The organism is Stenotrophomonas sp. YJH_SMC_106-19 (assembly GCF_059368375.1).
Map to the genome: position 1 here is coordinate 697,422 of NZ_JCAFRQ010000001.1, position 26,807 is coordinate 724,228.

Consider the following 26,807-nt stretch of genomic DNA (forward strand, 5'->3'; position numbering starts at 1 on the left):
TCCGTTGTCTGTCCCTGTCTGAACTGGTCCGATGCGTACCTATCTGCGTCTACCGCTGGCCCTGCTGATCGCCCTTGGCGCGGTCGCGGGCGCGCATGCGCAGAGCAAGGACACCCGCACGGTGCTGCCGGTGTGGAACAAGGGCAGCGGCAAGGTCGAAGCCCTGCTCTACCTGGAACCCACCGGTGAGCAGGCCGCCGGCGCCCGCTGGCATTTCGGCCGCAATTCGCTGGATGCGGCCTTTGGCCTGTCGTCGGGCGACTCGCTGGGCCTGCTCTGCAGCAACAGCAGCAGTACCAGCATCAGCGGTCTGGCCAGCCACTGCATGCTGGCCAGCCTGGGCGACGACGATGACCTCAGCAGCCGCCGCTTCACCGGCACGGCTGCCCTGAACCGGGGCAGCGGCCGCCTGGGCATCACCGCCGGTACCGGTCGCGAAACACTGCCCGCCTGGCTGGCCGGCCCGAACAAGACGCCGTCCCTGCGTGCCGAGCAGAACGACCTGACCGTGTTCGCGCAGAAGAACATCGGCCGCGAAGGATTCGTGTCCATCGCCGGCACCTACGCCAAGGCACGCCTGGTTCCGCTGGCCGATGCCTCGCCGGCCCTGGTCGATCGCTGGGACAGCAAGAGCCTCAGCCTCGGCGCCGGTTACGGCAACTTCACCGGCAGCATCATCGGCCGCGTGGTCGACGTGCCCGGCCGCCCTGGCAAGTGGGAAGGTCTGGGCATCGGCCTGACCTGGCGGACGCCGTGGTCCGGCCAGCTCACCGTCGGCGCCGAGAACGTGATCAGCCGCGGCAAGAACCCCTTCTCTCCACGCAACGAGAGCAACGACGACGGCACCGTGCCGTATGTGCGTTACGAGCAGGATCTCTGACCGCTCGTACCTCCCTCATGCAGTGACATCGCGGGCGCCGGAAGGCGCCCGTTGCGTTTGCGTGTGCCGCACTCCCTCTGCGCCCCCTCCGGCGCTGTCGCAATGTGTGCGTTTCTCGCCGCCGCGACATGTTTCGATACATATCAATGGAAACTTTTTTCATCATTTTTTTTTAACAAACGAGGCACCATGCCACAAGCCCTACTGCAAGCCGTTGAAAAGTATTGACATTCCATAAACTTACACAAATCACAGCTTTGATTAACACAGCTTTAATTCTTTGCAGGCGCCCGCTACTATCGGCTCAGCCTCGCGATTTGGAAGCGCACTTTCGCTTCCCCGCCGGGCATAACCCCAGCCAAGATTTCTTGGAGAGAGAGAGCCAATGAAACTCAAGTCCAGCCAGCTGCGCGATGCAGTTGTGATCGCGCTTGTTGCCGGTGCCACCACGGCGACGGCACAGGCCCAGGATGCCACCAACCTCGATCGCATCGAGGTCACCGGTTCGCGCATCCGCCAGGTCGACACCGAAACTGCACAGCCGGTGATGACCATCAGCCGTGACCAGATCGAGAAGCAGGGCTTCAAGTCGGTCGCCGACATCCTGCAGAACATCCCGACCGCCGGTTCGCCCGCCATCAGCCGCACCTCGCCGCTGAGCTCGGGTGAAGCCGTCGGCGGCTACTACATCGACCTGCGCAACCTCGGTGCGAACCGCACCCTGATCCTGATCGACGGCCGCCGCCTCGGCATCACCAACGATGGCCTGCAGGACGTGGCATCGATCCCGTCGGCGATGGTCGAGCGCATCGAAGTCCTGAAGGACGGTGCTTCCACCATCTACGGTTCGGACGCGATCGCCGGCGTGGTGAACATCATCACCCGCAAGGATTTCGAAGGCGCGGAAGCCAACGTGTACATCGGCCAGTGGGACCAGGGCGATGGCAAGCGCGAGAACTACGACTTCATCATGGGCTTCCGTGGTGAGCGTGGTTCACTGACCGCCGGTGTTGAATACACCAATGAAGATCCGGTGTGGGCAAAGGACCGTTGGTTCTCGCGTGACCGCTTCCCGACCGGCGAGAAGAGCGCCCCGCGTCCGGGCGGCCTGTCCGGCACCTCGCAGTGGGGCCGCTTCGTCTACAACGGCCAGCTCTATACCCTGCGCCGTGATGTCCCGGGCCTGGATCCGTCCGACTTCGCAAGCTACCGCCTTGTCAACCCGTCCATCGACGTCTCCAATCCCGCGTTGGCCTCGACCGTGTACAGCGGCATCAAGCGCAAGTCGGCCTTCCTGAACGGCCGCTTCGATTTCACCGACAACGTGCGCTTCGACACCAGCGTCATGTACACCGACCGTGAGTCGTTCGCGCAGAACGCCGGCTATCCGTTCTTCAGCGAGGACTACCCGCTGGCCGGCCCGTTGTCGGCGGACAGCATCTACAACCCGGTAGGCGAAGACGTCGATTATGTCCGTCGCGGTTGGGAAGTACCCCGCGAAGTGCACAACAGCCTGACCACCACCCGCTTCACCGGCGTGTTCAGCGGTTCGTTCCAGACCGGCGAGCGCTACTGGGACTGGGAAGCCGGCTATCTGTACAACCAGAACAAGGGCACCCAGGTCAGCACCGGCAACCTGAACACCTACGCGGTTGGTCAGGCTACAGGTCCGTCCTTCATCAACGCCAACGGCCAGGCACAGTGCGGCACCCCGGATTCCCCGATCCCGCTGGGTAGCGGCCCCGGGGCCTGCACCCCGTGGAACCCGCTTATTCCGAACGGCTACAACTCGCCGAACAGCCTTGCCGATCCCGACGTGCAGGCCTATCTGTATCAGCCGGGCCAAGCGCTGTCGCGCACCACGACCAAGAACTACTTCGCCAATATCGCCGGCACCATCGCAACCCTGCCGGCGGGTGATCTGGGCGTGGCGATCGGCGTGGAGCGTCGTGAAGAAAGCGGTTCGTTCTCGCCGGACGCGCTGGCCCAGACCGGCATCTCGACCGATCTGGCCGCAGGCCCGACGCAGGGTGGTTACAACCTCAACGAAATCTACGCAGAACTGCAGATCCCGATCCTGGCCGACCTGCCGGGCGCGAAGGAACTGACCCTGACCGCCGCCACCCGTTACTCGGATTACGACACCTTCGGCGACACGCTGAACAGCAAGTTCGGCCTGAAGTGGAAGCCGGTGGACTCGATCCTGATCCGCGGCACTTGGTCGGAAGGCTTCCGCGCCCCGACCGTGGCCGACCTGTACGGCGGTATCTCGCAGACGTTCCCGAGCTACACGGATCCATGTGACACCAGCTTCGGCCCAGCCGCAGGCAACGCGCGCTGCCTGGCCGACGTGCCGGCCGGCTTCCGCCAGCCGAACACCTCCAGCAGTGGCCCGGCACAGGGTCCTGGTGAGGCCAGCGACACCCCGTTCATCACCGGTTCGACGCCGGGCCTGACGCCGGAAACCTCTACGTCCAAGACCATCGGCGTGGTGTGGAGCCCGGAATTCCTGAGCGGCTTCAACGCCTCGCTGGACTGGTGGAACATCCGCATCGAAAACACCATCGTTGCCGACACGCCGACCGACCTGCTGAACGACTGCTACCTGCGTGGCATCGAATCCCGCTGCACCGGCTTCACGCGTAACGCCAACGGCAACATCACCGATCTGGAGTTCGCACTGCGCAATGCCGGCTATGTCGAGACCGAAGGCTTCGACTTTGACGTGAACTACCGCTTCGAGACCGGTTTCGGCAACTTCACCACGTCGTGGCAGAACACCTACGTCACGAAGAACGAGATCAAGCAGGACAACACCGACAATCCGCCGACCCAGCAGAACGGCTTCGAAGGCAACTTCCGTATCCGTTCAAACCTGACCATCAACTGGCAGCTGGAGAACCTGTCGGTCTCCTGGACCGCGCGTTATTACTCGGGCACCAAGGAAGATTGCTACTTCGACGACCGCTGCACCCTGCCGGACTTCAGTGCACCGGATACGCAGGGCCAGATCACGCCGAAGAACGAGCTGGGCTCCAACACTTTCCACGACCTGCAGGTGTCCTACAATCTGCCGTGGAATGCGACCGTGGCCGTCGGTGCCAACAACGTGTTCGATCACTGGGCGGCTCCGGCCTACGCCCAGCCGAACTCGGGCTACTCGTACTACGGTGGTTACGACATCGGTCGCTTCGTATACATGAAGTACCAGCAGAAGTTCTGATCGGTTGATCGATCGATGACTGCAGCAACGGCCCCGCAAGGGGCCGTTGTTCTTTCTGCACTGCCGGCGCGTACCACCCTGCACCGGCAACAAAAAAGCCGCGATCAGGTCGCGGCTTTCTCGTGGGCAACGGAAACCGTCAGCCGTTCGGAATGAGCGTCTCGATCAGGTGTTCGACATAGGCCTCGAAATCCTCCCGCGCCTGCTTCGGCTGCTGCAGCTGCAGCGACAGCTGCAGGAAGCCCACATAGGCCGCATAGGCCAGGCGCGCACGATGGCGTGCGTCGGTGGAGCTCAGGCCTGCCTGACGGAACGAGGCGATCAGGTAATCGAGGCGACGCTGCGAAACGCGGTCGATCACCGGCCGCACCATCGGATGGTCCAGCGCCTTCAGCAGCTCGCTATAGATGATGTGCGGCTGCACTTCGTGCGCCACCATCTGGAACAGCTGACGCAGGCGCGCGCGCGGATCCGGCACGTCTTCCAGGCTGCCGAACACCTGCTCCTGCTCGAACAGCTCCCACCGCTCCAACGCCGCCTGCAGCAGGGCGTCGCGCGAGGGGAAATGCCAGTAGAAGCTGCCCTTGGTGACGCCGAGGCGCCGCGCCAGCGGTTCCACCGCGACGGCACCCACGCCTTGTTCAGCAATCAGATCGAGGGCCGCCTGGGCCCAGTCTTCGGCGCTCAGGCGGCTGTTGCGGCCGGCGCGCGGTTCGCCGGCAGAAGCGTCAGGTTGATTCATGGAGTGATTTAACCATACGGCGGGGTTCGTTGCAGTACGCGGATGCAGCCGAAGGGCTCCGCTATGCAGACCGGCCACCTGACGCGCCGCACCATACCATGCAGTATTGACATCCCCCGCAACCGATCCATACTAGCAAGTATGGTTACTTCCCCCACACCCGTTGCGTTCCACGACCTGCGTCTGGAAGCCGCGCACGGCACACGGCTGGCCGCCACGGCCAGCGATCACGGCCGCCGCGGCCGGGTGCTGTTCGCCCACGGTTTCGGGCAGACCCGGCATGCCTGGAACGCCACGGCCCGCGCGCTGTCTGCTGCCGGCCTGCAGACGCTGGCCTACGACGCCCGCGGTCACGGCGATTCGGACTGGAATGCCGCCGACCTGCCCTATCACGGCGAGCAGTTTGCCGACGACCTGATCGTGCTGGCCGGCGAACAGCCGCGCCCGCCGGTGCTGGTCGCCGCCTCGATGGGCGGCCTGTTCGGCCTGCTGGCCGAATCGCGCTGGCCGGGCCTGTTCTCGGCGATGGTGCTGGTGGACATCACCCCGCGCTGGGATACCGCGGGCGTGGAGCGCATCCTCGCCTTCATGACCGCCCATCCCGATGGCTTCGCCTCGCTGGCCCAGGCCGCCGACGTGATTTCCGCCTACATGCCGCACCGGCCTCGCAAATCCGAGCAGTCGCTGCGCGCGCTGCTGCGCGAGGATGGTCACGGCCGCTGGCGCTGGCACTGGGATCCGCGCCTGGTCGCCGAGCTGGCCCGCGACAGCGAGCAGCACCAGGATGCGCTGGCCGATGCCGCGCGCCAGGTGAAGTGCCCGATGCTGCTGGTCAGTGGGGGTCGCAGTGACCTGGTCACGCCGCAGACCGTGGCCGAATTCCTGGCGCTGGCCCCGCACGCGCGCCACGTGCAGTTGCCGCAGGCCACGCACATGGTCGCCGGCGACGACAACGACGCCTTTACCGCTACTGTGTTGGACTATCTGGACGTGTTGCCTGCGGTGGACGCCGCAGCTTCGTCCGTCACAAACGAGCACGTCACCGGAGCACGCTCATGAGCATCGTTCTTCCCTTCCTTGCCCTGCTGCTGGCAGGTGCATTCGCCGCCTACCACCGCATGCGGCTGGTCACCTGGACGCTGATCAGCGCCGCGCTGCTGGTCGCCTGCTGGTTCATCCCCTACGTCAACCAGACCGCCACGATCGTCGCCGCCGCCGTGCTGGCCGTGATCGCCGTACCGCTGCTGCTGCCGTTCATCCGCAAGCCGCTGCTGACCGGTCCGATGATGAAGGTGTTCCGCAAGGTGCTGCCGCCGCTGTCGCAGACCGAGCGCATCGCACTGGAAACCGGCTCGGTCGGTTTCGAGGGCGAGCTGTTCACCGGCGATCCGGACTGGAACATCCTGCTCAACTATCCCAAGCCGCAGTTGACCGCCGAGGAGCAGGCCTTCCTCGACGGCCCGGTGGAAGAGCTGTGCCGGATGGTCAACGACTGGGAGATCACCCACGTCCACGCCGACCTGCCGCCGGAGCTGTGGGCCTTCATCAAGAAGAACAAGTTCTTCGGCATGATCATCCCGAAGGAATACGGCGGCCTGGGCTTCTCTGCGCTGGCCCACCACAAGGTGATCCAGAAGCTGGCCTCGGTATCCTCGGTGGTCAGCTCGACCGTCGGCGTGCCGAACTCGCTGGGTCCGGGCGAACTGCTGGTGCATTACGGCACCCAGGAGCAGAAGGACCAGTACCTGCCGCGTCTGGCCGACGGCCGTGAAGTGCCCTGCTTCGGCCTGACCGGCCCGTTTGCCGGCTCCGATGCCACCTCGATTCCCGACTACGGCATCGTCTGCCGGGGCGAATGGAATGGCGAGCAGGTGCTGGGCGTCAGGCTGACGTTCGACAAGCGTTACATCACCCTGGCTCCGGTCGCATCGCTGATCGGTCTGGCCTTCCGCATGTACGACCCGGATGGCCTGATCGGCGAGACCCGCGACATCGGCATCACTCTGGGCCTGCTGCCGCGCGATACCGCCGGCGTCGAGATCGGCCGCCGCCACTTCCCGCTGAACTCGACCTTCCAGAACGGCCCGATTCGCGGCAAGGACGTGTTCATCCCGCTGACCCAGCTCATCGGCGGCGCTGCCATGGCCGGCAAGGGCTGGAACATGCTCAACGAATGCCTGGCCGTGGGCCGTTCGATCACGCTGCCGTCCACCGCCAGCGGTGGCGCCAAGGCCGGCGCTGCGGTGACCGGCGCCTACGCGCGCATCCGCAAGCAGTTCGGCCTGTCGGTCGGCCGCTTTGAAGGCGTGGAGGAAGCACTGGCCCGTATCGGCGGCAAGGCCTACAAGATCAGCGCGCTGTCGCAGGCCACGGCTGCCGCCGTCGACCGCGGCGACGTGCCATCGGTACCGTCGGCGATCGCCAAGTACCACTGCACCAGCATGAGCCGCGAGGTGATCTCGGACGTGATGGATGTCATCGGCGGCAAGGGCATCATCCTCGGCCCGCGCAACTTCGCCGGCCGCAGCTGGCAGGCTGCGCCGATCGCGATCACCGTGGAAGGCGCCAACATCATGACCCGCAGCCTGCTGATCTTCGGCCAGGGTGCGATTCTCTGCCACCCGTGGGTGCTGAAGGAGATGAAGGCTGCACAGGATCCGGATACCCGTGCCGGCCTGCAGGAATTCGACCGCAGCCTGTTCGGCCACATCCGCTACGGCATTTCCAACGCCGTGCGCTCGTTCTGGTTCGGCCTGACCGGCGCCCGCTTCGGTGCCGCCCCGGGCGATGCCTACACCCGCCGTTATTTCCGCAAGCTGGACCGCTATTCGGCCAATCTGGCGCTGATGGCCGACATCTCGATGATGACGCTCGGCGGCAAGCTGAAGTTCAAGGAATCGCTGTCCGGCCGCCTGGGCGATGTGCTGAGCCACATCTACATGACCAGCGCCATGCTCAAGCGCTACCACGATGAGGGCGCACCGCAGGCCGACCAGCCGCTGCTGGCGTGGGCCTTCCATGACAGCGTGCACAAGATCGAAGAATCGCTGTCGGCCGCCCTGCGCAACTTCCCGATCCGTCCGATCGGCTGGCTGATGTGGGCACTGATCTTCCCGCTGGGCCGCCGCGCCGAAGCACCGGGTGATCGCCTGAGCCGTCGCGTCGCCGCTCTGCTGATGGCGCCGAACGAAGCGCGCGACCGCCTGGCACAGGGTGTGTTCCTGACCCCGTGCGAGAACAACCCGGGCGGCCGCATCAACAGCTATCTGGCCAAGGCCATCATGGCCGAGCCGGTGGAGCGCAAGTTCCTGAAGGCGCTGAAGAGCAAGGGCATCGAGGCGCTGGACTTCCAGAGCCAGCTGGACGAAGCCGTGGCCGAAGGTGTGATCACCCAGGACGAGCGCACGCTGCTGGAAGAGCTGCGCACGCTGACCCTGGACACCATCACCGTGGACGACTTCGACACCCACGAACTGCGCGCGGCCAGCTACTACGACCGCCAGCACAAGGACCCGCACTCGCAGGCCGCCTGATCGCCCGCGACACGCGTTGCCTCGACGGCGGGCCTCGGCCCGCCGTCGCTTTATCCGCCCAACGGAATCCCACCATGTCCACGCCCCTGCTCTCGCTCTACAACCGCCTGCAGCGCTGGCCTGCCGGCACCTGGCTGTTCTCGCGCGCGGTGTGCTTCAAGGCGCCCTACTTCGCCAGCATCGCGCCGCGCATCACCCGCCTGGAAAACGGCCGCTGCGAAGGTACGCTGGTGGACCGGCGCAGGGTGCGCAACCACATCGGCACGGTGCACGCGATCGCGATGTGCAATCTGGCCGAACTGACGGCCGGGCTGATGGTTGATGCATCACTGCCGAAGGGCATGCGCTGGATCCCCAAGGGCATGCAGGTGCAGTACTTGGCCAAGGCACGCGGCACGCTGCAGGCGGTGGCACTGCCGGCGCAGCCGATCGTGGTCGCGGCCCAGGGCTATGCGCTGCCGGTGACGGTGAGCGTGCGCGACCGTGCAGGGACCGAAGTGTTCAGCGCCGTCATCGACATGTGGATGTCGCCGGCCAAGTGAGGTTCCGGCCAACGGCGCAGCCCCTCGTGGGTTGGTCGCGGCATGCGGTTATCGGTTGGGCCGGATGGGTCGAGCCAGGCGGGGACGCCGTGAACCCATCCCTGGGGGCTTAGCCGCGCCATCCATGGCGCGGATACCCCGCCCGGCCCGACCCATCCGGCCTCTGACAGATCTGTGCGGCGTCCAACCCACGCAGAAGAAAAAAGAAGAGCAGAAGCAAAAGCGGCCCATCGGTCGCTTTTGCTGTTGCTGTTGCTGTTTGCTCTTTTTTTTCTTCTCCGTGGGCTGGACGCCCGCGGAAACTGTCAGGGGCCGGGCGGGTTGGGTTCGCGGGGGTGTCCGCGGCATGGATCCCGCGGCCAAGCCTACAGGGACGTACTTGCGGCGTCCCCCGCGAACCCAACCCGCCCGGCCAAACCCATGACACGCTCTACGCGGCCAACCCACGAGGGGCTGCGCCGTTGGCCGGAACTCTCACACCAGCGCGCGCAGCACCAGCGCCAGGATCGCCGGCAGCGCCTGGATCATGAAGATCCGGCGGCTCACGCTGTACGCGCCATAGCACCCCGCCACGACCACGCAGACCAGCGAGAACGTCACCAGCACCGGCTGTGCCATCACCAGCCCCGCCACGATGCCCGCCGCCAGGAAGCCGTTGTACAGCCCCTGGTTGGCCGCCAGCACCTGTGTGGTCTGCGCCTTCTCCGGCGTGTTGCGGAACGTTTTCAGCCCCAGTGGCCGCGTCCACAGGAACATCTCCAGCACCAGGAAGTAGACGTGCAGCAGGGCGACCAGCAGAGTCAGGGCGAGTGCGATCCAGTACATGGGCGGTTCCTTGAACAGGGATGGAGAATGGGGTCAGCTCCCTTTCCTGCCGGAAAAGGATCCGACCCCGGAAAATCAGCGGTCGCGGGGCAGCTTCTTCTCTTCGCGCAGCACGCCGAACGCGGCCAGCGTCATGAACGCGGCCACCGCAACGCCTCCGATGAACACCACGTGCGAACCGAACAATGCCAGTCCCTTGTGCACCCAGGTGAAGCTCAGGTCGGCCCCACGATAGACCACCGTGTCGATGGCCGCACCGGCCTTGTAGCGCCATTGCCGGTCGACACGGGTATAGATCGTCTCGCGTGCCGGCTTGGCCAGGGCGAACTCGCTGGCCCGGGTCATCACCTGCACCACCGCCACCATCAGCGGCATCGGCGACGCCGCCAGCACCGAGAAGCCGATCAGGATCGCGAAGCCGGGAATCAACAGCGCCGGAGCGATGCCGTGGCGCGACAGCAGCCAGCGGGTCAGGCCCAGCTGCATCAGCAGGGCCAGCGCGTTCACCGCCAGATCGATGCGCGAGAAAAATGCGGTGCTCGCCGCAGGGTCGGTGAACGACGCGCGCACGATGCTGGCCTGCTGGTTGTACAGCAGCGTTCCCACGCCGACGCCGAACACCACCATGATGGCCAGCCAGCGCAGCAGGGGCTCGCGCGCGATCAGCTTCAGGCCATCAAGCACGCTGCCGCCCATCGGCTGCTCGCCGGAGACCAGTTGCTGCTCGCGTTCACGCAGCACCGCCCAGTGCCGCAAGCGCCAGATGCACAGCAGGCACACGATCAGGAAGCCGGCCGAGACCAGCATCAGGTTGGCGATACCCACCCGCTGCACCAGCGCACTGGTGATGATCGGGCCGAGGAACGCGCCGAGCGTGCCGGCCGCGCCGATGTAGCCGTAGTACGCACGGGCCTGCACGTTGGAGAACACATCCGCCATGAAGCTCCAGAACACGGCGACGGCGAACAGGTTGAACACCATGACCCAGAAGAAGAAGGCCATGCCCCGCCCCGGCACGCCACTGTCGAACAGTGCGTAGAAGCCCAGCAGGGTCGCGATGAAGAAGCCATACACGGCCGGCAGGAATACCCGCCGCGGAAAGCGGCTGACCAGCCAGCCATAGACCGGCTGCAGCACCAGCATGATCACGAACACGCAGGAAAACAGGAACTGCAGGACGAAATCCTTCAGTGCGATGCCGTGGCTGGCGAACCAGGCGATCAGCACCGGCGGGAACACCGTCTCCAGGTCGGCCGAAGCCGCCATCGCCTCGCGTACCGGTCGCAGCACGTAGTAGCCGCTCAGCAGGCAGAAGAAGTAGAGGAACGACCACCACAGTGCCGGGGACTCGCGCAGCGCTGCCAGCAGCCCGCGCAACGGCCTCCCGTCCTGCACCGAACTCATGCGGCGCCCCACGCCAGCAGGCAGCGGTTGGACAGCGGCATGGCAGGCTCCGGGGGGCGGCAAAGCGCGTACGTTAGCCAATGCACTGCAACATCGCCAGCGCGGCACGCAGGTGGCACCGCAGGGGACTCGCACGGGCGACCGCCGACACGTTCGGATACACAATCCGGCAGCGTCAAAATTCCAACTTTTTCAACGAGATGCGCATTCATCTTCGCTTTGTTTGTGCACAGGCGAAAAGCGGCGCTAGAATCGCCATCAGCAGTCGCGCACGGGTCCAACCGATGAAAAAGAACAGCCTGCGTCGTCCGATCCGTTCGGCGGCCACCGGTTTGCTGGGCATGCTGATGCCCGTTGCCTTGTCCACCACCGCGCAGACCCCGCCGGCCTTGCCGCCGATGCCGGCCAACATCGAGACCGCGGCCGCGCCGGCCGTCGCTCATACCCAGCCGGCCGCTTACCGTACCGGCCTGATGCCGCAGGTGCAGGCACCCGCCCCCGGCTTCAACGTTGCCAACATCGAATCGATGGCGCAGCAGCTCACCTATGGCGAGCGCGTGCCGGGCATGGCGGTGGCGATCGTGCAGGGCGGACGCGTGCTGAGTGCGCGCGGTTACGGCGTCACCGACGTCAACAATCCGCTGCCGGTCGATGCCCATACCGTGTTCCGGCTGGCCTCGCTGTCCAAGGCCTTCGCGGGCACCATGGCCGGCCTGCTGGTCAATGACGGCACGCTGCGCTGGGACAGCAAGGTCACCGACTATGTGCCCGGCTTCCGCCTCAACTCGCCGGAAGCCACCGAGCGTCTGACCGTCGCCGACGTGCTCAGCCACCGCGTCGGCCTGCCCTACAACGCCTACGACCGTGACATCGAAGGCAACGCCGAGTACTACGCACTGACCCAGAAGCTGGCCAACACCAGCCTCAAGTGCCTGCCAGGCGACTGCTACGCCTACCAGAACGTGGCCTTCAGCCTGATCGGCGACGTCGTCTACGCCGCCTCCGGCAGCTTCTACGAGCAGGCGGTCGAGCGCCGCATCTTCAAGCCGCTGGGCATGAACGATGCCAGCCTCGGCCTGGCCGGCATCCAGGCCAGTTCGCGGTGGGCACGTCCGCATGTGCGCAGCCGTAATGGCTGGGTGTCGCTGACGCCGAAACCGACCTACTACCGGGTCGCGCCGGCGGCCGGCGTCAACGCCAGTGCCAGCGACATGGCACAGTGGCTGCTGGCCCACACCGGTCATCGCCCCGACGTGCTGCCGGCACCGCTGCTGGCCACCCTGCATTCGAGCCTGATCAACACGCCGGGCGAAATGCGGTCGGGCTGGCGCCGCGAGCGTCTGCATTCGGCCGGCTACGCGCTCGGCTGGCGCACCTTCGATTACGCCGGTCATGACGTGGTGTTCCACGCCGGCGCCGTGCAGGGCTACCGTGGCCTTGTCGCTCTGGTCCCGGAGCGTGATCTCGGCATCGCGATCATGTGGAACGGCGAAAGCGGCCTGCCCAGCGGCCTGCTGCCGACCGTGCTCGACTCCGCGCTTGGCCTTCCCTCGCAACGTTGGCTGGACGTGGATACCGACTTCGGCAGCGACAACCTGATGGCCGAGGGCGCAAGCCCGGCGCAGCAGGACAAGCGCAAGGGCAAGGGTGCATCCAGCAACCGCGCGGTCGCCTCGCCGCGCTGAACCGGCACTCCCTGGCATCACCGGAAGGGCGGCCCATCGGTCGCCCTTTTTTCTTGCGGGCTGCAGGCAGGGGATAAAAAAACCCCCTCCTCGCTGGGCAGCCGAGGAAGGGGTTTCAGGGTACGGCTATCGGGAAGTACTTAGATCAGCGGCGCCGGGGTTGCCGGCAGAGCGACCGGAGCGGCCTTCTTCTTGCGGGCGGCCGGCTTGCGCTTGGCGACCTTCTTCGCTGCCTTCTTCGGGGCAGCCTTCTTGGTCGCCTTCTTGGCCGCCTTCTTCGCAACCTTCTTTACGGCCTTCTTGGTCGCCTTCTTGGCGACCTTCTTGGCCGGCTTGCGGGCAGTGGTCTTCTTGGCGGCCTTCTTTGCAGTCTTCTTCGCTGCCTTCTTGGCGACCTTCTTCACTGCCTTCTTCGCGGTCTTCTTCGCCGGCTTCTTGGCTACCTTCTTTGCCGCCTTCTTCACTGCCTTCTTCGCAGTGGTCTTCTTGGCGACCTTCTTCGCAGCCTTCTTCACCGCCTTCTTGGCGGTCGCCTTCTTTGCGACCTTCTTCACTGCCTTCTTGGCAGCGGCCTTCTTAGCGACCTTCTTCACCGCCTTCTTGGCGGCGGGCTTTTTCTTCGCAGCTTTCTTGGTTGCCATGGGATGGCTCCTCGTCAGTGATAGGGAGTTGAAACGCCCAGGTGGATCAAACCCGCGGATGCTGCGTGCGGGGACCGCCGGCGCGTCAGGCGCGCCGTTACGGATGCGGCAATGCCTGCCTCGATCGGCGGAGCAGGCATCGGAACGGGAGTTGCCTTGCATTTCTCCGGGGGAAGCGGGGCCATGTCCACCGTCTTGGGGATCGCGGTGGCTTTCGAGGGGCTGCTTCGCATCGGACGATTGATTCTGCGCACTCGGTTGGGCAGGCAAGGTCTGCTGAGGCGAAACCTAATCACGCTTTTTTTTACTGTCAACAACCCCCGCGAAAAATTTTCACATTGGCGCCGTCCCGGACACCGCCTCCAGCGTCCTCGTTTCGCTTCCGCAGACACCGCTGGCGTGCACAACACGACCGCCACGCGCACCACTGCGTGCGCGCGCGCTCAAGAAAAAACACTTGAAATAAGCACTCTGCGTAGATGCGTGCCATTCCTGCGCCACCTCGCGCGCGCACCCGGGCTACGTATCGCAGCGGCCTGCCGCGCCACCACAACGGGGCCGCAACGAGGCAGAAAAAGTTTTCACATTCGAACGCGCCGGCGCGGGGTGGAAACGCGGATTTGCGCAAAACTGCGCGCGTCCGAAGACACCCTTCCGAAGCGCCTGATGCCGCGTCGTGGGTGTGCAGCGAACCGGGCGTCATGAGTCCGGCGCGGTCGCCGGAACGAAAACGGCCACCCGAAGGTGGCCGTTTTCAAACCAGGAAACAACGACTCAGTGGTCGTCGTTCTCAAGGACTTCGGCGTAAGCGTCCGGGTCCAGCAGCTCGTTGATCTCTTCGGCGTTGGACAGCTCGACCACGAACATCCAGCCTTCGCCGTAGGCATCTTCGTTGATGGTTTCCGGCTTGTCGGACAGCGCCGAGTTGACCTCGACGACCTTGCCGCTGATCGGGCTGTAGACGTCCGAGGCCGCCTTCACCGACTCGACGACAGCGATCTGCTCGCCGGCCTTGGCGTCGGCGCCGACCTCCGGCAGTTCGACGTAGACCAGGTCACCCAGCAGGCCCTGGGCGTGGTCGGAAATACCGACGGTAACGCGGCCATTGCCTTCGACACGGGCCCACTCGTGGGACTTGAGGAACTTGAGGTCGCCGGGGATCTCGCTCATGGGACTGCTCCAGGATTTGCAGGGGGTGGAAAAAACGGGGCTAGTGTAACCAACCGGCCGCCACTGCTGTCAGTGACGTCCGGCACGTTCGGATCAGGCGTCGGCGAGCACGCCGGGCTGGGCCTGGCCTTCGCGCACGAAGGGGAACTTGACCACGCGCACCGGCACCTGCCGGCCACGGATATCGACCGTGACCTGGCCGAGGTCACCTGCCGGCACGCGGGCAAAGGCGATGCCCTTGGCCAGCGTCGGCGAGAAGGTGCCGGACAGGATTTCGCCCTGGCCGCCGGCCGTGGTGACCACCTGGCCGTGGCGCAGGACACCCTTCTCGTCCATCACCAGGCCGATCATCTGCCGCGCATTGCCGGCGGCCTTCTGCGCTTCCAGCACGTCGCGACCGATGAAGTCACGGCCTTCGTCCAGCGACACCGTCCAGGCCAGTGCGGCTTCGTACGGGCTGATGGCTTCGTCCATGTCCTGGCCGTACAGATTCATGCCGGCCTCCAGGCGCAGGGTGTCGCGGGCACCGAGGCCAGCCGGCTTCACGCCTGCAGACAGCAGGCGGTTCCAGAACCCGACCACGGCCTCCTGCGGCAGCAGGATCTCGAAACCGTCCTCACCGGTGTAACCGGTACGGGCAACGAACAGTTCGACGCCCTCATCGGACCGCACCTGCAGCGCGGCGAAGCGGCCGAGTTTGCCCAGCGCCTCGCGGTCGGCGGCGCCGACCAGACCAATGACGAGCTCGCGCGCCTGCGGCCCCTGTACGGCGAGGATGGCCAGGTCAGGACGCTGTTCAACGGACACGTTGAACGGAGCGGCCTGCGTACGCAGCCAGGCCAGATCCTTCTCGCGGGTGGAGGCGTTGACCACCATGCGGAAGAAGTCCTCGCCCAGGTAATAGACGATGAGGTCATCGATGACGCCGCCTTCGGCATTGAGCATGCACGAGTACAGCGCCTTGCCCGGCACCTTCAGCTTGTCGATGGAATTGGCCAGCAGGCGGCGCAGGAACGGCTTGACCTGCTCGCCGCGCAGGTCCACCACGGTCATGTGGCTGACGTCGAACACGCCGGCCTCGCGACGCACCAGATGGTGCTCATCCAGCTGCGAGCCGTAGTGGATGGGCATGTCCCAACCCCCGAAATCGACCATCTTGGCGCCGAGGGCGCGGTGGGTATCGTTGAGCAGCGTCTTCTGGGTCATGACCGTTCCGGCAGCAGAGGAAACAAGAACCCCCATTATCCCAGATCGATCGCCCACGGGCGTGCCGCACCGCAGCGGTTCGCGCACGTACCGCCCGCAGGCTCAGCTGGCCGCTTCAACCACCAGCGTGCTGCCCTGCACCGCGACCACCCGCACCCGTGCCCCGGCCGGCAGTTCCGGACCGCTGACCTGCCAGTACGCATCGTCGATGCTGACCCGACCCTGCCCGTCCGTGATGCCCTGCTGCAATGGCACCACCCGACCGATCAGCTGCTCGGCGCGGCGGTTCAGCAACGGCTTGTCGCTGGCGCGTGCCCGCGACCTGCCCCAGCGCCGGTAGCACTGGATCGAAAGCACGCTCAGCACGACGAAGGCGACCACCTGCCACAGCAGCGGGATGCCGGCAAAGATCGCCACCAGCACGAACACCGCTGCAGCGCCGATGCCGATCCACAGCATGAACGCGCCGGGCAGCAGAGCCTCCGCAGCGAACAGGAGCAGGGCCAGCGCCCCCCAGGCGACGACGTCCCAGCGCATGTCAGCCTCCGATCGGCGGCGGTCGCTTGCCGGCCGCCTTGTTGTCCTGGCTCGCCAGCGCCTGCTTGGCCAGCTCGGCCACGCCGGCGATGGAGCCGATCACCCCACTGGCCTCCATCGGCATCAGCACCAGCTTCTGGTTCGGCGAGCTGGCCAGTTCCTTGAACGCTTCCACGTACTTCTGGGCGACGAAGTAGTTGATCGCCTGCACATCGCCCTCGGCGATCGCCGCCGACACCACCTTGGTCGCCATCGCTTCGGCTTCCGCCAGGCGCTCGCGTGCCTCCGCATCGCGGAACGCTGCCTCGCGCCGCCCTTCCGCCTCCAGCACGGTGGCCTGCTTCTCGCCATCGGCGCGCAGGATCTCCGACTGCCGCGAGCCTTCCGCCTCCAGGATCTGCGCACGCTTCTCGCGCTCGGCCTTCATCTGCCGCGCCATCGCGTCGAGCAGATCGCGGGGCGGCTGGATGTCGCGGATCTCGATGCGGTTCACCTTCACGCCCCACGGGTTGGTGGCATGGTCGACCACGCTGAGCAGCTGGGCATTGATCACCTCGCGCTGGCTCAGCGATTCGTCCAGGTCCATCGAGCCGATCACGGTACGGATGTTGGTCTGGACCAGAGCGATCATGGCCACTTCCAGGTTGGCCACCTCATAGGCGGCCTTGGCGGCGTCCAGCACCTGGAAGAACACCACCCCGTCGACGCGCACGGCGGCGTTGTCCTTGGTGATCACTTCCTGGCTGGGTACATCCAGCACCTGCTCCATCATGTTCACCTTGCGCCCCACGCCGTACACGATGGGGATCAGGAAGTGCAGGCCGGGGGTCATGGTGTGGGTGTAGCGGCCGAACCGCTCGACAGTCCATTCATATCCCTGCGGCACCATGCGCACGGCCTTGAACAGGATGACCACGGCCACGAAGGCCAGTACCACGGTAAAGAACATGGTCGGGAACATCAGGCTTTCCTTATCGGTAGACGTCCAACCCCGAGCATAGCGTGTGAATGCGGCGTGCACACGTTCTCACCACCGCACCCGCCCGCGCAGGATGTCGATGAACATCACCCAGTCGCCCAGGAACGAGTACAGCGGGTGGCGGAACGTGGCCGGGCGGTTCTTCTCGAAGAAGAAGTGCCCCACCCACGCGAACCCGTACCCACAGGCCAATGCCGTCAACAGCAGCAGCGGCTGGCCGCGCAGGATCGCCGCAGCGACCAGCAGCAGTACGCCGCAGCTGCCGATGAAGTGCAGGCGCCGCGACACCGGATGGCGGTGCTCGCTGAGATAGAACGGATAGAAGTCACGGAAGCTGGAGAAACGGGACATGTGCGCACTCCCAACGCCACGATCCACCCCATCATGCCCCTTTCCGGCGGGCCTGGCACTGCCGGCGGTCAGCCCGGCTGGCGCGGCCCGAACATGATCACCGCCATGCCCGCCAGGCACAGTGCAGCACCCAGCAGATCCCAGCGGCTGGGCCGGACGCCATCGACCAGCCACAGCCAGAACAGCGCGGTGCCGATGTACACGCCACCGTAGGCGGCATAGACGCGGCCACTGGCGGTCGGATGCAGGGTCAGCAGCCAGGCGAACAGGGCCAGACTGGCCGCCGCCGGCAGCAGCAGCCAGACGCTGCCTCCTTTGCGCAGCCACAGCCACGGCAGGTAGCAGCCGACGATCTCGGCCAGCGCGGTCAGCAGGAACAGGCCGAGTGTCTTCATTCCTTCTCGGCGGCCTTGGCGTGCTGCCAGAGCGCTTCCTGCGCGTCCAGGTCCAGCGAGGCGAGGGATGTGCCCTGTGCCTCGGCCTGTGCCTCCATCGCCCGGAAGCGACGCTCGAACTTGTGGTTGGCACCGCGCAGCGCGGCGCCCAGGTCGATGTCGGCGTGGCGCGCCAGGTTGGCGCAGACGAACAACAGGTCGCCCAGTTCCTCCTGCAGCCGCGCCTTGTTGCCGGCGATGTCGCCGCGCTCGAACTCCTCGCGCAGTTCCTGCAGTTCCTCGGCTGCCTTGTCCAGGACCGGCAGCGGGCCCGGCCAGTCGAAGCCCACCTTGGCCGCGCGCGACTGCAGCTTCACCGCGCGTTGCCACTCCGGCAGGCCCCGCGAGATTCCAGCCAGGGCGGAATGGTCCTGCTCGCCCTTGGCTGCCCGCTCCGCGCGCTTGATCGCATCCCAGTTGCGCATGACCCCATCGGCATCATCGACGCTGACATCGGCGAAGACATGCGGATGGCGGCGCTGCATCTTGTCGCTGATCGCGCGGGCAACCTCTGCGAAAGCGAACGCCCCCTGCTCTTCGGCCATGCGAGCATGGAATACCACCTGCAGCAGCAGGTCGCCGAGCTCGTCGCAGAGATCATCGAGGTCGCCACGATCGATCGCATCGGCGACTTCGTAGGCTTCCTCGATGGTGTACGGGGCAATGGTCGCAAAGTCCTGCTCCAGGTCCCATGGGCAGCCGCCCTGCGGATCACGCAGGCGGGCCATGATCGCCAGCAGGCGTTCCAGTTCGGTGCTGGCGGCACTGCCGGCGGTGGGGGTGTCGTGCGCGCTCATGCGGCCTCCAGGTCAGTCGGACAACCAGTCGCGCCACGGCAGGCTGGTATCGCCAAGGGCGATGAAATCGCCGTTCAACAGCGTCTCGCGGCGGTTGTAGCGGAAGGGCTTGCCGGTCGCCGCCGAGAGGACCGCGCCGCCCGCCGCGTGCAGCACGCACTGGCCGGCGGCGGTATCCCATTCGGAGGTCGGGCCGAGCCGCGGGTACACATCCAGGCCCGCCTCGGCAATGCGGCAGAACTTCAGCGACGAGCCCTGGGCGATGGTCTCGATGCGGCCCATGCGCGCCAGCAGCGCTTCGGTTTCCGGCGAGCGGTGGGAGCGGCTTGCCGCCACCCGCAGCGGAGCGGTCGCCGGGCTGCGCGTGCGCAGCACGGTGTCGTGCAGTCCCTGCCGGCGGTACGCCAGTTCGCCGCGCATGGCGTGCCACAGAATGCCGGTGACCGGCGCCAGCACGACGCCAAACGCCGGGGCACCCTGGTAGATCAGGGCGATGTTGACGCTGAATTCGCCGTTGCGCTTGACGAACTCGCGGGTACCGTCAAGCGGATCGACCAGCCAGTAGGCGCCCCAATGGCGGCGCAGTTCCCAGGGCACCTGGGCCGACTCTTCAGACAGGATGGGCAGATCCGGGGTCAGTTGCCGCAGACCCTGCTCGATGACCTGGTTGGCGGCCAGGTCAGCGGCGGTCACCGGACTGTTGTCGTCCTTGATCCGCACGTCGAATCCTTCGGCGTAGACCTGCATGATGGCCTGGCCGGCTTCCTGCGCGATGGCGATCGCGGTCTCGCGCAGATCCGTGGTCAGCTTGATCATCGGGCTCCCTGCAGCCACTGGCGGGCGATGAACAACGCCGCCAGCGAACGGCCCTCGGAAAAGTCCTCGCGCAGCATCAACCGGTCCAGCTCGGACAGCTTCCAGGGCACCACCTCCAGCTCCTCGGGCTCGTCCCCGATCAGCTTTTCCGGATACAGGTCGCGCGCCACCACCAGCCACGACTGGTGGCTCATGTACGTCGGCGCCAGCGTCATGGCGCGCAGCACATCGACCCGATGCGCGCCATAGCCGGCCTCTTCCTTCAGTTCGCGATCGGCGGCCTGCTCGGGGGTCTCGCCGGCATCGATCCGGCCCTTGACCAGGCCAAGCTCGTAGCGATGTACCCCGGCGGCGTATTCACGCACCAGCAGCACCGTCTCGTCGTCGAGCATGGGCACCACCACCACCGCACCGTGGCCACGACTGACCAGACGCTCGAAGCGGCGGCGTTCACCATTGGAGAATTCCAGATCCAGATGCTGGCGCTGGAAGGGACCGTTCTCTTCATCGGTGATCCGATGGATGATCGGCAGGCGACGGCTGGCACGGTCATCGTTCATGCGGAATCTCCGCGGCGGCCGACGCGGGCGCCGGGGCCGATAGAATGTGCAGGCAGCAACATGTTCATGAGCCCGAAATGCTAGCAGACCCAACCCCCTCCCCGCTGGCCCTGCACTGGCGGCAACGCGACCTGCAGGTGCTGTGGCATCCGTGCACACAGATGCGCGAGCATCCCGACACCCTGCCGCTGGTGCCGATCGCGCGCGGCGAGGGTGCGTGGCTGATCGACCATGACGGCAACCGCTATCTGGATGCCGTCAGCAGCTGGTGGACGAATCTGTTCGGCCACGCCGAGCCCCGCATCGGCGGCGCCATCGCGGCCCAGGCCGGCCAGCTGGAACAGGTGATGCTGGCCGGCTTCAGCCATGAGCCGGCGATCACCCTGGCCGAACGCCTGCTGGCACTGGCCCCGCGGCAGGCCGGGCGCGATCCGCTGGCCAAGGTGTTTTACGCCGACAACGGCTCGGCCGGGGTGGAAGTGGCATTGAAAATGGCCTTCCATTACTTCCATAACCGCGGCGAGACCCGGCGTACGCGTTTCATCGCGCTGGAAAACGGCTACCACGGTGAAACGCTCGGTGCGCTGGCGCTGGGCGACATCCCACTGTACCGGCGGGTGTACGCGCCGTTGCTGGCCGAAGGGCTGTTCGCACCCTCGCCCGACGCCTACCTGGCCGAGCCAGGGCAGAGCGCCGCCGAGCGTGCGCGCCAGGCCGCCGATGGCTTGGCGACGCTGTTCGACCAGCACCCCGGTGAAGTATGCGCGGTGATCCTGGAACCCCGTCTGCAGTGCGCCGGTGGCATGCGCATGCATGATCCGGTGTATCTGCAGCGCGTGCGTGAGCTGTGCGACGCGCACGGTGCGTTCATGATCGCCGACGAGATCGCCACCGGCTTCGGTCGCACCGGCACGATGTTCGCCTGCGAGCAGGCCGGGGTGATGCCGGACCTGATGTGCCTGTCCAAGGGCCTGACCGGCGGGTTCCTGCCGCTGGCCGCGGTCCTGGCCACGCAGGCCCTGTACGACGCCTTTCTCGACGACTCCCGCGAGCGTGCGTTCCTGCACTCGCACAGCTATACCGGCAATCCGCTGGCGTGCGCTGCGGCGCTGGCGACGCTGGACATCTTCGGCAGCGACGATGTGATCGCGCGCAACCGCGGCACCGCATCGGTGATGGGCACCCTCGCGGCACCGTTTGCCGACCACCCGCATGTGGCCGATGTGCGCCAGGCCGGCATGGTGGTGGCATTCGAACTGTCGCGCGGCGGCGACAGGCGCACGCCCTTCGACCCCGGACTGCGGCTCGGCCTGCACGCGTACAAGGCAGCACTGAAGCGCGGCGTGGTCCTTCGCCCGCTGGGCGATGTGCTGTACTGGATGCCACCGTACTGCGTGGACGACGAACAACTGGATCTGCTGGCGCATACCACGCTGGCCGCCATCGACGAGGCGATTGCATGCGCGTGACCCGCTGTCCCATCGACCTGCCGCTGCACAGCGGCCAGACCGTGACCCTGCCCGAGGAGACCGCCAACCACCTGGTGCGGGTGATGCGCCTGCGCGAAGGCGATGGCTGCGTCCTGTTCAACGGCGATGGCCATGACTACGCTGCGACGCTGACCGTGGTCGGCAAGCGCGAAGTGCAGGCACGCATCGACAGCGTGCAGGCCATCGACATCGAATCGCCGCTGGCCATCACCCTGATGCAGGGCATCGCGCGCGGCGAAAAGATGGACCTGATCCTGCAGAAGGCCACCGAACTCGGCGTCAGCAGCATCCTGCCGGTGAACGCGGAACGCACCGAGGTGAAGCTGGACGCGGCCCGCGCCGAAAAGCGCGTGGCGCACTGGAACAACGTCGTGCAGTCGGCCTGTGGCCAGTCCGGGCGCGCGCGCATTCCACGGGTGGGTGCGCCGCTGTCGCTGGCGCAGGCAACCGCTTCGCTGCCCGCCGATACGCTGCGGTTGACCCTGGACCCGATGGGTTCGCACCGGCTGTCGACATTGGCAGCGGCGCCCGCGGGCGGCATCGTGATCGCGATTGGTCCGGAGGGCGGCTGGTCGCCACGCGACCGCGAGCAGCTGGCCGCCGCCGGCTTCCAGGGCCTGCAGCTGGGCCCGCGCATCCTGCGCACGGAAACCGCCGGGCTGGCCGCGATCGCCGCGTTGCAGGCGCGGCTGGGTGATCTCGGTTAGGTCCACCGACAACCTGCACGCCAACGGCAGCGCCGGGCCATGCCCGGCGGCCTGTGTCCGGAGGGCGGCCTCAGGCCGCCAGTGAAGCCAGCGCGCTTTCCAGTGCGTCCAGATTCGGCAGCAGCGCGCTCTGCTCACCCAGCAGTACGCGCATGTGCACGATCTGCGGCAGGGTCTCCTCCGACGCATCGGCCAGCAGGCCATCGCGCGGCACCGAGATCAACTGCGGGAAGTTCTGGGTCAGCAACGCGTAATACGGCCGCTGCTGATCGCCGCTGAGCGCCTTCAGTACCACCACCTTGTTGTGGACACCGGCTGCCTCGTCCCCCAGCCCCGAAAGCCGTGCGAATGACACCAGCGGCACCTGCCAGCCATGCCAGGCGATCTCGCCGACCAGCCAGCGGGGGGCGTCGGCCACCGGCTGCACCGGCACCCGCGACATCATTTCGGCCACCGTGGCATTGGGCAGCAGCACGCGTTCGTTGCCAGCCTGGATCAGGACACCACGGATTTCATCGTTGCTGGCGTAACTCATGGAGCTTCTCCGTTGTGGTCACCCTCGCCCCAGCGCGCGGCGATGATCTGCGCCAGTTCCTGCGGTTCGCCAGCGGCCATGCCGGCGGCGACCACGGCGGTGGCGGCGGCCGGGTCGTAGCATCCCTCCCCCACCTGCCCGGCCACCCACGCGCCCGCGGCAGCCAGGTCCAGCGCCGGCCCGACATGGCCCAGATCGGCACCGCTGAGCAGTACCAGTGCGGTGTACTGGGCCGGCAACGCGGCAATCGAGATGCCCTGCGCGTCGGTCAGGAAATGCAGACCGTCGCTGGCCGCGCGGACGCCGATGTCATCGGCCAGCACATGCACCTGCCCGGGCGTGGCGCGCTGGCCGGCTTCGGCCAGCTGCACCGGCAGCGGCGAGACACGCGCCATCTGCTTGACGAGATTGCCGTAGCGGCCCCCATCCAGGCGCATGTGCACCAGCACCGGCACCGCCAATGCCGAAGGCAGCGCGCCCAGCAGGCGACGCAACGCATCAGGGCCACCGATCCCGGCCAGCACCAGCAGCGCGCCCGCGCGTGCGCCGGGCGGGGCGGCCGCATCCAGGTCGACCAGGCTCAGGTGGTCGGTATCGAACGACGATGAGCGCGCCTCGACCTCCGCTGCGGCGTACGCCGGGGTGGCGGCATCGGCCGACTCGTCCACCAGCGACCACGCGGTGTGATCGAACGTCACCGACGGTGCCGCGGGGGGTTCTGTCCGTGCGACCGGCGCTTCCGGCGGTTCGGGCACGATCGGCTGCAGCGCGGCCAGAGCGTGTTCGAACGCGACCGGTTCATGCAGCTGCGCCGGCGGTGCGTACAGGCCATCGGCTGGCACGTCGTCGGCCCAGCGGTGTGCCTGTTGCAGGTGCGTCTGCAGCGCTGCCTCCTGCGGTGCAGGTGGCGGCGCAGGACGACCGGGCTCCAGCTGCAGGGCCGGTTCGTCCTCGGCGCCCGGCGGCAGCACCTGCTGGTGTCCATGCAGCTTGGCGGCCAGGTGACGCCCCCAGCGCTGCGCCTCCCAGCCGTTCCGGCGCGCGGCCAGCTCGGCTTCGTCGAACACCAGGGTCAGGCCGGGGGCCGACAGCACGGGCTCCAGGCGTTCCAGTGCGTCCTCGACCGCCGCTTCCAGTGCGATCACCACGAACTGCGGCCGCGCGTCATGCAGCGCCTGCGGTTCAAGGCCATTCGGATCGTCTTCCAGCACGATCTGCACGTCGGCGTGCGCCAGGGCTTCGCGCAGGCGCTCACGCGCCGCGCCAGGCCGGGCCAGCAGGGCGACGGCCGGGTTGGCTTCACTCTCGGACACGGGCGATCCCCAGCAGGTCGTACACGTTACGCATCAGGTCCAGCTCCTGATAAGGCTTGCCCAGGTAGCGCTGGACGCCGATCTCGAAAGCGCGCTGCCGGTGCTTGTCGCCGCTGCGCGAGGTGATCATCACGATCGGAACGTCCCTGTAACGCGGGTCGGCGCGCATCGCGGTGGCCAGCTCGTAGCCGTCCATGCGCGGCATCTCGATATCCAGCAGCATCAGGTCGGGAACACGCTCCTCCAGCCGCTCCAGCGCTTCCACGCCATCGCGGGCGACGCTGACCTCGAAGTTGTGGCGCTCCAGGATGCGGCCGGTGACCTTGCGCATGGTCAGCGAGTCGTCGACCACCATCACCAGCGGCACCTGCCGTTCCTGACGCGGCGCATTGACCAGCACCGGCGGTGTCGGGTTGGCCAGGTAACGACGCACCAGCGGCGCCACGTCCAGGATCACCACCACGCGGCCATCGCCGGTGATGGTGGCACCGTAGATGCCCGGCACCGATGCGATCTGCAGGCCGACCGGCTTGACCACGATTTCGCGGTTGCCCAGCACCTGGTCGATCGCCACGGCAGCTCGCAGGTCGCCGGCGCGGACCAGCAGCAGCGGCACCTGCGCCTGGCCCTCGGCACGTGCCGGTGCCTGGCCGACCAGGCTGCCCAGGTCGTACAGCGGATAGTCTTCGCCGCTGTAGCGATAGCTGCTGTCGGCGGCCTCGAAGCGCTCGCGCGAGAGGCGGCCGATACCGCTGACCGAAGCCACCGGCACGGCAAAGGTGGTTTCGCCGATCTGCACGAACACGGCCTGGGTAACGGCCAGCGTCTGCGGCAGGCGCAGGGTGAAACGCACGCCCTGGCCACGCACCGACTGGATATCGACCGAACCACCCAGCTGGCGCACTTCATTGCGCACCACATCCATGCCCACGCCGCGGCCTGCCAGCTGGCTGACCTGGTCGGCGGTGGAGAAGCCCGATGCGAAGATCAGGTTGTCCAGTTCATGATCGGCAGGCTGCGCGTCCGCGGCCAGCAGGCCACGGTCGATCGCGCGGCGACGGATCGCCTCCCGATCCAGGCCGGCGCCGTCATCGGCCACGTCCAGCACGATTTCCGAGCCTTCGCGATGCAGACGGATGGCAATCTCGCCCTCTTCCGGCTTGCCGGCGGCACGGCGCTGCTCCGGCGCCTCCAGGCCATGGGCCACCGAGTTGCGCAGCATGTGTTCCAGCGGCGCGACCATGCGGTCGAGGACGTTGCGGTCCAGTTCGCCATGGGTGCCTTCCAGGGTCAGATGGACCTGCTTGCCGGTGTCGATGCCGGCCTGGCGCACCACGCGGCGCAGACGCGGCACCAGGCCGTCGAACGGCACCATCCGTGCACGCATCAGGCCATCCTGCAGTTCCGAACTGACGCGCGACTGCTGCTGCAGCAGGGCATCGTACTGCCGCGAGAGATCGTCCAGCACGCCCTGCAGGCCGCCCAGGTCGGCGGCGGACTCGTTCAGCGCACGGCTGAGCTGCTGCAGGGTGGAGAAGCGGTCCAGTTCCAGCGGATCGAACTTCTGGTCGGCCTGGTCCTGCTCACGCTGGTAGCGGGCAACGATCTGCGCTTCGGTCTCCAGGTCGAGGCGACGCAGCTGGTCGCGCAGACGCGCGTTGGTACGTTCGAGCTCGCCCATCGCGCCGCGGAAGGCACCGAGCTGCTGCTCCAGGCGCGACCGGTAGATCGCCACCTCACCTGCGTGATTGACCAGCCGGTCGAGCAGATCTGCGCGGACGCGCACCTGCTCCTGCTGGGGACGTGCCAGCGGATCGTCCTCGACCGTGCTTTCGACCGGCAACGGCGCGGACAGCGGTGCATCGACCAGGGCAACGGTCGCGGGTACGACGGTGGTTTCAGTCTCCACCGGGCCAGCCGTGCCGACGGCGGCAGCCGCTGCCGGATCGGTGGCGGTACGTGCCTCGAAAGCATCGACCAGGTCCTGCGCCGGTTCCACCACACGATGCTCGCCGGTACGGGTCAGCAGCTGGTGCAGGCGATCGAAACCGCGCTCGAGCAGCTGCACGTCGCGGCGCTCGATCTCGGTGCGCCCCGCCGCGACCACCTCCAGCAGCGATTCGATGCTGTGGCCGAGGTCGCCGATGGCGTTGATGCCGGCCATGCGTGCGCCGCCCTTCAGCGTATGCAGGTCGCGCTGCAGGCCGGCAAGCACTTCGCGGTCCTGCGGCGCATCGCGCAGCTCGCTGATCAGGCCATCGCAGTGATCAAGCAGGTCCTTGCCTTCTTCGACGAAGATGTCGACCAGCTCGCGGTCATACACGGTGAAGTCAAGCAGATCGGCAGGCTCCTCGCCCACCCTGCCTTCCGGTTCCGGTTCCGGCATCGGCTCGATCGGCTGGTGCGCCGGCACGTCATCTTCGGCAACCGGACCATC

The 26,807-nt window shown here is 66.7% G+C and carries 23 protein-coding genes and 1 pseudogene; 8 read left to right on the plus strand and 16 right to left on the minus strand.

Going from position 1 to position 26,807, the window contains the following annotated elements:
* The first annotated feature begins 31 nt into the window (after positions 1–31).
* On the plus strand, positions 32–880 hold the full coding sequence (locus tag AC5P5M_RS03165; protein WP_053520197.1) for an XOO1806 family protein: 849 nt from the start codon (positions 32–34) through the stop codon (positions 878–880).
* A 385-nt stretch (positions 881–1,265) separates the two neighbouring features.
* Positions 1,266–4,103, plus strand: coding sequence for a TonB-dependent receptor (locus AC5P5M_RS03170; protein WP_128990769.1), 2,838 nt, complete (start codon positions 1,266–1,268; stop codon positions 4,101–4,103).
* Positions 4,104–4,242: 139 nt separating this feature from the next.
* Here the strand turns inward: AC5P5M_RS03170 and AC5P5M_RS03175 are convergent, their stop codons facing one another.
* On the minus strand, positions 4,243–4,845 hold the full coding sequence (locus AC5P5M_RS03175) for a TetR/AcrR family transcriptional regulator (protein ID WP_053520195.1): 603 nt from the start codon (positions 4,843–4,845) through the stop codon (positions 4,243–4,245).
* 141 nt (positions 4,846–4,986) lie between these two features.
* Here AC5P5M_RS03175 and AC5P5M_RS03180 point away from each other — a divergent pair, with 141 nt between their 5' ends.
* The 3 genes from AC5P5M_RS03180 (at position 4,987) to AC5P5M_RS03190 (ending at position 8,920) form a co-directional block, all read left to right on the plus strand.
* Positions 4,987–5,904: an alpha/beta fold hydrolase gene (locus AC5P5M_RS03180; RefSeq protein WP_065174796.1), complete on the plus strand. Its 918-nt coding sequence runs from the start codon at positions 4,987–4,989 to the stop codon at positions 5,902–5,904.
* On the plus strand, positions 5,901–8,378 hold the full coding sequence (locus AC5P5M_RS03185; RefSeq protein ID WP_065174795.1) for an acyl-CoA dehydrogenase: 2,478 nt from the start codon (positions 5,901–5,903) through the stop codon (positions 8,376–8,378). Before AC5P5M_RS03180 ends, AC5P5M_RS03185 begins: the two co-directional genes overlap by 4 nt.
* 74 nt (positions 8,379–8,452) lie before the next feature.
* Positions 8,453–8,920, plus strand: coding sequence for a hotdog fold domain-containing protein (locus AC5P5M_RS03190; RefSeq protein ID WP_065174794.1), 468 nt, complete (start codon positions 8,453–8,455; stop codon positions 8,918–8,920).
* A 474-nt stretch (positions 8,921–9,394) separates the two neighbouring features.
* Here the strand turns inward: AC5P5M_RS03190 and AC5P5M_RS03195 are convergent, their stop codons facing one another.
* Together AC5P5M_RS03195 and AC5P5M_RS03200 are read right to left on the minus strand one after the other, a co-directional pair.
* Complete coding sequence (locus AC5P5M_RS03195; RefSeq protein ID WP_128989749.1) at positions 9,395–9,745, minus strand: DUF1304 domain-containing protein; 351 nt, start codon at positions 9,743–9,745, stop codon at positions 9,395–9,397.
* A gap of 75 nt (positions 9,746–9,820) precedes the next feature.
* Positions 9,821–11,149, minus strand: coding sequence for an NTP/NDP exchange transporter (locus AC5P5M_RS03200; RefSeq protein ID WP_053520263.1), 1,329 nt, complete (start codon positions 11,147–11,149; stop codon positions 9,821–9,823).
* Between the two features lie 284 nt (positions 11,150–11,433).
* Here AC5P5M_RS03200 and AC5P5M_RS03205 point away from each other — a divergent pair, with 284 nt between their 5' ends.
* A complete protein-coding gene (locus AC5P5M_RS03205) occupies positions 11,434–12,834 on the plus strand; it encodes a serine hydrolase domain-containing protein (RefSeq protein WP_053520262.1) in 1,401 nt (466 codons plus the stop codon).
* A gap of 140 nt (positions 12,835–12,974) precedes the next feature.
* Here AC5P5M_RS03205 and AC5P5M_RS03210 read toward each other — a convergent pair whose 3' ends face one another.
* The 10 genes from AC5P5M_RS03210 to nudE all read right to left on the minus strand — a co-directional run bounded on the left by AC5P5M_RS03210 (position 12,975) and on the right by nudE (position 20,325).
* Entirely contained in the window at positions 12,975–13,475 is a 501-nt protein-coding gene (locus AC5P5M_RS03210; protein ID WP_065174792.1) for a histone, read from the minus strand.
* A 774-nt stretch (positions 13,476–14,249) separates the two neighbouring features.
* Positions 14,250–14,645 carry a glycine cleavage system protein GcvH gene (gcvH, locus tag AC5P5M_RS03215; RefSeq protein ID WP_053520260.1) on the minus strand — a complete coding sequence of 132 codons (396 nt, stop codon included), beginning with the start codon at positions 14,643–14,645 and terminating at the stop codon, positions 14,250–14,252.
* 93 nt (positions 14,646–14,738) lie between these two features.
* Complete coding sequence (gene gcvT, locus AC5P5M_RS03220) at positions 14,739–15,851, minus strand: glycine cleavage system aminomethyltransferase GcvT (protein ID WP_053520259.1); 1,113 nt, start codon at positions 15,849–15,851, stop codon at positions 14,739–14,741.
* 102 nt (positions 15,852–15,953) lie between these two features.
* Complete coding sequence (locus tag AC5P5M_RS03225) at positions 15,954–16,388, minus strand: NfeD family protein (RefSeq protein WP_053520258.1); 435 nt, start codon at positions 16,386–16,388, stop codon at positions 15,954–15,956.
* Between the two features lies 1 nt (position 16,389).
* Positions 16,390–17,349, minus strand: coding sequence for an SPFH domain-containing protein (locus AC5P5M_RS03230; protein ID WP_053520257.1), 960 nt, complete (start codon positions 17,347–17,349; stop codon positions 16,390–16,392).
* 66 nt (positions 17,350–17,415) lie between these two features.
* Positions 17,416–17,718, minus strand: coding sequence for an Mpo1-like protein (locus AC5P5M_RS03235; protein WP_065182616.1), 303 nt, complete (start codon positions 17,716–17,718; stop codon positions 17,416–17,418).
* A 68-nt stretch (positions 17,719–17,786) separates the two neighbouring features.
* Positions 17,787–18,113 carry a YnfA family protein gene (locus tag AC5P5M_RS03240; protein WP_065182615.1) on the minus strand — a complete coding sequence of 109 codons (327 nt, stop codon included), beginning with the start codon at positions 18,111–18,113 and terminating at the stop codon, positions 17,787–17,789.
* Positions 18,110–18,949 carry a nucleoside triphosphate pyrophosphohydrolase gene (gene mazG, locus AC5P5M_RS03245; RefSeq protein WP_053520254.1) on the minus strand — a complete coding sequence of 280 codons (840 nt, stop codon included), beginning with the start codon at positions 18,947–18,949 and terminating at the stop codon, positions 18,110–18,112. Before mazG ends, AC5P5M_RS03240 begins: the two co-directional genes overlap by 4 nt.
* 12 nt (positions 18,950–18,961) lie before the next feature.
* A complete protein-coding gene (gene cysQ / locus AC5P5M_RS03250) occupies positions 18,962–19,765 on the minus strand; it encodes a 3'(2'),5'-bisphosphate nucleotidase CysQ (RefSeq protein ID WP_053520253.1) in 804 nt (267 codons plus the stop codon).
* A complete protein-coding gene (gene nudE / locus AC5P5M_RS03255) occupies positions 19,762–20,325 on the minus strand; it encodes an ADP compounds hydrolase NudE (protein WP_053520252.1) in 564 nt (187 codons plus the stop codon). The genes cysQ and nudE overlap by 4 nt, the downstream gene beginning before the upstream one ends.
* Before the next feature lie 77 nt (positions 20,326–20,402).
* Between nudE and bioA the strand changes: the two genes are divergently transcribed.
* Positions 20,403–21,794, plus strand: coding sequence for an adenosylmethionine--8-amino-7-oxononanoate transaminase (gene bioA, locus AC5P5M_RS03260; RefSeq protein ID WP_065174790.1), 1,392 nt, complete (start codon positions 20,403–20,405; stop codon positions 21,792–21,794).
* Entirely contained in the window at positions 21,785–22,522 is a 738-nt protein-coding gene (locus tag AC5P5M_RS03265) for a 16S rRNA (uracil(1498)-N(3))-methyltransferase (protein ID WP_065174789.1), read from the plus strand. The genes bioA and AC5P5M_RS03265 overlap by 10 nt, the downstream gene beginning before the upstream one ends.
* A 70-nt stretch (positions 22,523–22,592) precedes the next feature.
* Here the strand turns inward: AC5P5M_RS03265 and AC5P5M_RS03270 are convergent, their stop codons facing one another.
* From AC5P5M_RS03270 to AC5P5M_RS03280, 3 genes and pseudogenes are all read right to left on the minus strand, one after another.
* Positions 22,593–23,057: a chemotaxis protein CheW gene (locus tag AC5P5M_RS03270; RefSeq protein WP_053518915.1), complete on the minus strand. Its 465-nt coding sequence runs from the start codon at positions 23,055–23,057 to the stop codon at positions 22,593–22,595.
* On the minus strand, positions 23,054–24,370 hold the full coding sequence (locus tag AC5P5M_RS03275) for a chemotaxis protein CheB (RefSeq protein ID WP_495205554.1): 1,317 nt from the start codon (positions 24,368–24,370) through the stop codon (positions 23,054–23,056). The genes AC5P5M_RS03270 and AC5P5M_RS03275 overlap by 4 nt, the downstream gene beginning before the upstream one ends.
* Positions 24,357–26,723 (minus strand): annotated as a pseudogene (locus AC5P5M_RS03280) (response regulator); the annotation flags it as partial. The gene AC5P5M_RS03275 and the pseudogene AC5P5M_RS03280, both read right to left, overlap by 14 nt.
* Between the last annotated feature and the right edge of the window lie 84 nt (positions 26,724–26,807).